Here is a 7,229-nt window from a genome sequence, read left to right on the forward strand (position 1 = left end):
CGCGCACCAGGTCGCCATGGCCGCGCGGGGCGATTCGGCCCAGCGCCGCGCGCGTGGCGTCGCGGATCAGCGGTTCTTGCTCGGCAATCCGCTTGGGTGTAAACGCCTTTTGGAACAGCGCCTTGACCCGGTCGTGGCGCGGCGGGTCCATCGAGATCATCTGTTGCCGCTGTACTTCCACAGGAATGCCGATATCGTCCAACATCAGCACGCCGCCGCGCTCGGAGGAAAACGTCTGCCAGTCCAGGCTGATCGCCTTGATGTCGGCGGCCCGGGTGATCGACCAGAAGCCGGCTTCGTTGGGTCGGTTCGCCAGGGCGCTCCAATGAACGGGCGTTTCCTGACGCAAGCGGGCAAACACGGCATAAGGAGGCCCGCCGGCCCAAAGCGACAAGTCGGCGAGATCGATCTCGGCCAGGGCAACGTCTTCGACAGTGCTCATCGGGGTTTTTCCGTCGAACAAAGGACTAAACAAGGTACGGATCAGCAGCCCGGCTACGCCCACTTATACCAGCAGACTAGACACTATGTCCAATTAGCCCTAAGGAGTTGCGACTGTGAACGCCGGAAGTTCTATGCAGAAATGGGTTTGCGAGGCCTGTGGATTCGTCTATGACCCCGCCGAAGGGGACGTCGACGGGGGGATCGCCCCGGGGACCCCGTTCGAAGCGATTCCCGACGATTGGGTCTGCCCGATCTGCGGTGCCAAGAAGAGCGACTTTACGCCGCTCGAGGCCTAGAGCCGGGCGCCGGTGCGCAGCAGTGCCGGCCGGCGGGTAGCAGCGTGCCTCTGCCGGTTAAAGCCGGTAGTAGACGTCCATGACCTGTTTGAGCATGTCGTGGACAAATGTGCGATCGGGAATCGAGGCGGCCATGCCGTAGATGGGGGCCATCCCTTCCATCGAATTCGGATTGGCCTTCACCGCCTCGACCGACTCGCGCAGGTCGCGCACGAACCGCTCGGCGACGCCGGGCTGCGCGGTCCGCAGCGTGGGACTGACGTGGATGCCGGCCGGGTGCTGCAACCCGGTGAGCGACCAGTGGCGCGCGGTCATCTGGTCGAGCACCTGGTACATGTCGAGCTCGTCCGACGTGAAGGCAAACACGCCCCAGGTGCGGCCCATCAGCCGCAATTCGGGAATCGACTCGACCCCCTGCTTCACCTGGTCGACCGCGGCGAGGATCTGCCGGGTCGCCTCGAGATAGCCGCTTTCGCCCATGGTCATCAAGGCCGCCCAACACGCCGCGCTCAATCCGCCCGGCCGGCTGCCGGAAAAGGTCGGCGAGTAGTACAACCCGCCCGGCCAGTCGGACATCGTGAAGTATTGATACCGGCGCAGTTCCTGCCCGCGGTACAAGACGACCGACGAGCCCTTGGGCGCATAGCCGTATTTGTGCGTGTCGCACGACATGCTCGTCACGCCGGGCACGCGGAAATCGAACAGCGGCACTTCGCGTCCCAGCTTTTCGACGAACGGCAAGAAGTAGCCGCCCAGGCAGCTATCGACATGCAACAGCAGGTTGTGCTGCTGGGCCAGCTCGCCGAGCTCGGCGATCGGGTCCAGCGTGCCGTAGGGAAAATTCACGGCCGAACCGATCAGGGCGATCGTGTTCGGCGTGATCGCGGCGCGCGTGGCATCGAGATCGGCGCGGTAGTCCGCCGTGAGCGGCGCGAGCTTCAGCTCGATGTTGAAATATTGCGACGCCTTGTGAAACGCCGCATGCGCCGAAACGGGCGCGATGATTTCCGGCGCGGTGATGCCGCGCTTATCGCGGGCCCAATCGCGGCAGGTCTTCATGGCCAGCAGAATGCTTTCCGAGCCGCCCGAGCTGACCGAGCCGCAGATGCCCTGCTCGGTACCGACCTCGGCACCCGCGGCGGCCGCGCCGAGCAGGTTGGCCGTCATGGCGACGATCTCGGCTTCGAACTTGGCGGCGCTGGGCCACAGATCGGAGTGCAACTGATTGACCTGCGAATGCAGGGCATAGACGCGATTGAGAAACTCGTAGTGGGCCGCATCGCCGTGGTACACCGAGCCCGACGCGAAGCCGTCCTTCCAGCGGGACTCTTCGCGCTGCCGCAGCGTTTCGAGCAAGGCCAGGATCGCCTCGCGCGACTGGCCCTCGGCCGGCAGCGCTGCCCGCGCCGGGAATTCTTCACGGTAGGGGTGCATCATCCGATCGATTGGAGCGAGCAGGTCGAATCCAGCAGACAGATCGAAGGCCATGGCAGGATGTTCCTGAAAGATTTGCGAAACCGGTCAGCGGCTCAGCCGCGGCTGTTCAGCCGGGCGAACAGGCGTTTGTTCGTTTGGAAGCAATCGACCAGGGTGCGGAACATCTGATCGTAGGCGGCCCGATGCTCGGGTCGAGGGGTAAAGGTCATTTCGACCCGGACCTTGGCCGGAATTTCCTCGAGCTGGAGGCGCCCCAGGGCCAGCCAGGCGGCCAACGCCGCCCCGCGGACGATGGCCAGGTGGGGCTCGGCCACCTGGGCGATGGGCCGATCGAGCACGTCGGCCAAGATCTGGCACCACAACTCGAGCCGGGCGCCGCCGCCGATGAAATGCAACCGCTCGATCTTGCGGCCCAGGAACGTCTCGACGTTATCGAGCAGCCAGCGGAGATTGCCGGCGACGCCCTCGAGCACTGCCCGACAGGCATGGCCGCGACCGGCGTGCAGCGACTGGTTGAAGAAACCTCCGCGGGCATGCGCATCGCCCGTCGGTGGGCCCGCCCCGTTGAGCCAGGGCAAGAAGATCATGCCGTCGCACCCGGGCGGCGCGGACTCGGCCAGGCGCACCAGCTCGGCATAGGCCTCGTCACTGCCGGGCGGATGGTGCGCCAAGAACCAGCGCTCGGCGACCGCTTCGAGACACTTGCCCGAGGCCCCCAGCTCGGCCACGACCATGTTCTTGCCCGGCACTGCCGAGGGCATCGTCGCCAGGTAGCGGAACAAATCGGTCTTCTTGAACGGCACGTGACAGGTGAGCCACGACGAGGTGCCGATGCACAGGTGCGGCTCGAAGTCGGCCACGGCGCCGGAGCCCAGGATGGCGACCTGGCTGTCGCACGAGCCGGCCACGACTTGCACGTGCCGGCCGAGCCCCAGTTCCTCGGCGACCGCCGGCAGAATCGGTCCGAGCACCGCATCGACCGGCTGCAGATCGGGCAGTTTGGCGCGCTCGATGCCCGTCCACTCGAGCAGCCGCGGCGCGTAGTCGATTTCCAGGTTGCGGCGGTTGTCGGTCAGGAAATAGGGAAACACCGTACCGCGCGAAGCGACCGCGCGGCCGGTCAATCGCAGGTTGATGTAGTCGACCGGTTCGAGCAGCTTGTCGGTCGCGGCCCACACGTCGGGGCAGCCGTGCTTCAGATACAGGATATGGGCCAAGGCGTCTGCGCCCGAGTGCGTCGGCGCACCGCCCGTGTAGCGCAGCCAGCCGAGCAGGCGCGCCAGACCGTAGCCGGAGATCTTGGGCCAGCCGTCGGTCACCTGGCGCGAATAGGGCGCGCCGCGGCTGTCGAGCCAGTGCACGGCGCGGTGCAGCACGCGGCCCTCGCGATCGATGGGCACCGTCACCGCCCATTGTGCCGTACCACAGATGGCCACGATCTGCTCGACCGGCACCAGGCGCAGCGCCAGCACTTCGCGCGCGGCGCCAACAATCGACTGCCACCACTCCTCGGGGTCCTGCTCGGCACCGCCGGCGGGCAGCAGATAGGTTTCGACCCGGCGCTTGGCATGCGCCACGACTTCGCCGGCGGTCGAGACGAGCGCCACTTTTGGCCCGCCGCTTCCCAGATCGAAGGCCAGAACGTATTGCTCGGAGTTGGACACGCGCGCAAGCGGAAAACCGACGATCACGAAGCGAGTAAAACGCAGTCGGATTCTAGCAGGCGCCCGGCGGACTTGCAGGAATTTGCACGCCGTCCGCGGCGGCGGCCCGTCGCGAGTATCGACCCCGCGGTTCGCGTCGTCAATAATGGAGCACCGCCGCGCGCCTGCCCGACACCGGGGCTGCCGGCGGGCAGATCGCACCCAGCACCATCGAGAATTCGCATGCCAGCCACTTCACGGCGTTGTCTCGCACAGCGCGGCGCGTTGACGTTGATCGAGGTCCTCGTGGTGATCGCCGTGATCGGCGTGTTGATCGCGCTGCTGCTGCCGGCCGTGCAATCCGCGCGCTCGGCCGCGTCGCGCATGACGTGCACCGATCACCTCAAGCAGCTCGGGCTCGCGCTGCACCATTATCACCAGGCCCAAGGTTCGTTCCCGCCCGGCTATTTGTACCGCCCGGACGAGCGCGGCAACGCCGCGGGCTTTGGCTGGGGAGCCTTGTGCTTGCCCTATCTCGAACAGGCGGCCGTCCACGGCGAATTCCACTGGGACAAGCCGCTCTGGGACGACGCGAATCGCGAGGTGCGCGAACGGCGCGTCGAGATTTTCCTCTGTCCGCTCGATCGCGTGTCGGACTACGGCCAGATCAAGATGGGCGACGAGCGCTACGCGATGGCCAGCTATGTCGCCTCGTTCGGCCCGCCCGACCTGGACGAGACGCAGGAAAAACGCGACGGCGCGTTCAGCCGCAACAGCTCCACGCGATTTGCCGATCTCTTGGACGGCAGCTCACACACCCTGGCGGTGGGCGAACGCGAAAATGGACCGTTCCGCAACGGGGCGGCGCACGGCAATCATTTCACCTACGAAACGACCTGGGCCGGCGCGGTGCGCGAAATCGAGGACCCCGGCGACGACCACGGCCACATGGTGTTGTTTCAAACTGGCCACCCGCCGAACGATCCGGCGTCGGACGATCGCGACGTGTCCGCGCCGCACGTCGGCTACGCGAACTTCCTCTACTGCGACGGTTCGGTCCACGTGATCGCCGAATCGATCGATTTTCAGCTCTACCAAGCGCTCAGCACGCGCGCGGGCAGCGAAGTGCTCGAGCAACGCTGAAGGCGCGTCTCAAGCGAGTCCAACAGATGGTTTTGGCGACTTGCCGCGGGTGCCGTTGACCTATTCCGCCTGAGCCGGAACTCCCAGCCGAACGACCATCCGGCGATTGGTTGTCGCCGTAAGAACGTCGATGCCATCTCGCACATGGCTCGCAAGGCCCACACACGGCGCCACTTGCCGCACGACCGGCCACCCTACCGCATCGACGCCAACAAGGGTACTTGGAACCTTCTCTGCTCGCGCTTCAAGTTCGGCGGGGGGGAGCAGATGACAAACTAAAGGAGCCTTTGCGCCTCAACAATTCGGGTGGATTCCACAATTAATTTATGTTTTGGCAAGTCGATGAAGTCATTCCAAAGCTTATGACAGACGTCGGCAAACTCAAAGATGTCATACTCTCGTACATCGTCGCCATCCGAAAAAGCAAGACGGTAACCGATCGCCGCGGCAGCAGCGCCGGACTCGGGGACTCGATGGTCATACACCCGATACAGGTTGAAATCAGAATCAACAGATGGCCGCTTGAGCGACTTGTGCTTGAAGCCGTTGCACACATCGCGACACGCCCTCAGTTCGAAATGATTTTCAAATAGTTTATCGACGGGGTTTTTCAGGTCTGGTCGCGAAACTGAGAGCCAGTCCCTCAGATAATAGCAATTCTGGAAATAGGTGATGAGGTCATCGATATCGAAGGCGTCCAGCCCAATCGTCTGAGCTTTGACCCTGATTCTGGCGACTCGGGAATACCATCTCCCTACGCGGTCCCTCTGAGCCTTCCATTGGTCCTCTCGCGGCAGCCTTAAGCCGCCATCAAGCGCTGCGCCGCCAAGCCAACCTGGCATATTCGTCCCCCTCATCAAGGCTACCTGCCGTCGGGCAAATGCATCGCCGTTCCGGAGCAAATTCATATGTCCGAGGCAATAACGACACGCAATCTGGCGACCAAGTTCGGCTTCCACCCATATACCACCGGAGAAGAAGGAGGAATAAAAGGTGTCAGAAGCGCTCGAGAGAATACCCCGCTCCGATTGAGCATCATCACGTTCTGCGCGATCGCCCGCAGGCGGAGTTCGCGGTTCTGCGCGCGATCACGTCGAGCCCGTAGTTTCGAACCCGGCTGCCGCTTGAGCATACGACAGACCGTTTCGAGTTGCCATCCTGGCGTGTGGCGCGCGAACCGCTGGCGGACGAAGCTGGCCGCGGGTTTGGGGCGAAGCACGACCGGCGGCACCCGTTACAAGAGCGCTAAGCCAGGATTTCCGACACGACGCGGGCGGGTTCGACGCCGGTCAGGCGATTGTCGAGGCCCTGATACTTGTACGTGAAGCGGGCATGATCGATGCCCAGCAGGTGCAGGATCGTGGCATGCAGGTCGTGCACCGACACGCGGTTTTCGACGGCGTGGTACCCGAGCTCGTCGGTGTTACCATAGCTGAGGCCACCCCGCACGCCGCCGCCGGCCAGCCACATCGTGAACCCGGCCAGGTGATGGTCGCGACCGTCGCCCTGGGCCATGGGCGTGCGGCCGAACTCCGAGCCGAAGACGACGATCGTGTCGTCGAGCAAACCCCGTTGCTTGAGGTCGGTCAGCAAGGCCGCGGCCCCGCGATCGACCTCGCCGACGGTCCCCTGGATGTTGTGCTTCACGGACTGGTGATGGTCCCAGTCGCGGTGGTAGAGCTGGATGAACCGTACGCCGCGCTCGGCCAGGCGGCGGGCCAGCAGGCAGTTCGAGGCAAACGAGCCGTCGCCGCCGCGGGTGCCGTACATGTCGAGCACGTGCGCCGGCTCGTTGCTCAGGTCCATCAGCTCGGGCACGCTGGCCTGCATGCGAAACGCGAGCTCGTACTGGCTGATGCGCGTGGCGATCTCCGGATCGGCGACTCGCTGTTGCTCGAGCGCGTTGAGCGACTGCACCGCGTCGACCACGTCGCGCTGCTGCTGCCGGGCCACGCCCGGCGGGTTGCGCACATAGAGCACCGGGTCGCCCGTCGCGCGGAACTCGACGCCCTGGAACTTGCCGGGCAAGAAGCCCGAGTGCCATTGCCGGGCCGCGATGGGCTGTTTCTGACCATAGCCGCCGGTAGACACCATCACGACAAAGCCGGGCAGGTCCTGGCCGTCGGCGCCGAGCCCGTAGAGCAGCCACGAGCCCATCGCCGGCCGGCCCGCGAGCATCGCGCCGGTGTTCATGAACGTGTGCGCAGGATCGTGGTTGATCGCCTCGGTCGACAACGACCGGACGATGCACATGTCGTCGGCGCAG

The 7,229-nt window shown here is 64.8% G+C and carries 7 protein-coding genes; 2 read left to right on the top strand and 5 right to left on the bottom strand.

Translation table 11 applies throughout. The features are described 5' to 3' along the window. A partial coding sequence (locus K1X74_23165; GenBank protein ID MBX7169252.1) for a hypothetical protein occupies window positions 1–442 on the bottom strand: 442 nt, incomplete at its 3' end. 133 nt (window positions 443–575) lie between these two features. Between K1X74_23165 and K1X74_23170 the strand changes: the two genes are divergently transcribed. After that, complete coding sequence (locus tag K1X74_23170; protein ID MBX7169253.1) at window positions 576–740, top strand: rubredoxin; 165 nt, start codon at window positions 576–578, stop codon at window positions 738–740. Window positions 741–797: 57 nt separating this feature from the next. Here the strand turns inward: K1X74_23170 and K1X74_23175 are convergent, their stop codons facing one another. Continuing rightward, entirely contained in the window at window positions 798–2,228 is a 1,431-nt protein-coding gene (locus K1X74_23175; protein ID MBX7169254.1) for an aminotransferase class V-fold PLP-dependent enzyme, read from the bottom strand. A gap of 41 nt (window positions 2,229–2,269) precedes the next feature. Beyond that, window positions 2,270–3,841 (bottom strand): FGGY-family carbohydrate kinase, encoded by a 1,572-nt coding sequence (locus K1X74_23180; GenBank protein MBX7169255.1) that lies wholly within the window; start codon window positions 3,839–3,841, stop codon window positions 2,270–2,272. Window positions 3,842–4,063: 222 nt separating this feature from the next. On the opposite strand from K1X74_23180, the gene K1X74_23185 reads away from it, so the two are divergent. After that, window positions 4,064–4,963, top strand: coding sequence for a DUF1559 domain-containing protein (locus K1X74_23185; protein MBX7169256.1), 900 nt, complete (start codon window positions 4,064–4,066; stop codon window positions 4,961–4,963). 275 nt (window positions 4,964–5,238) lie between these two features. On the opposite strand, the gene K1X74_23190 is transcribed toward K1X74_23185, so the two are convergent. Both K1X74_23190 and K1X74_23195 read right to left on the bottom strand, forming a co-directional pair. Continuing rightward, the gene (locus K1X74_23190; GenBank protein ID MBX7169257.1) at window positions 5,239–5,922 is read right to left on the bottom strand and encodes a hypothetical protein; all 684 of its coding nucleotides are present in this window, start codon (window positions 5,920–5,922) and stop codon (window positions 5,239–5,241) included. 286 nt (window positions 5,923–6,208) lie between these two features. Then, window positions 6,209–7,229, bottom strand: a 1,021-nt coding sequence (locus tag K1X74_23195; protein MBX7169258.1) for a DUF1501 domain-containing protein, incomplete at its 5' end; no start/stop codon positions are given.

Source organism: Pirellulales bacterium (assembly GCA_019694435.1).
In the GTDB taxonomy this organism is placed as follows: Bacteria; Planctomycetota; Planctomycetia; order Pirellulales; family JAEUIK01; genus JAIBBZ01.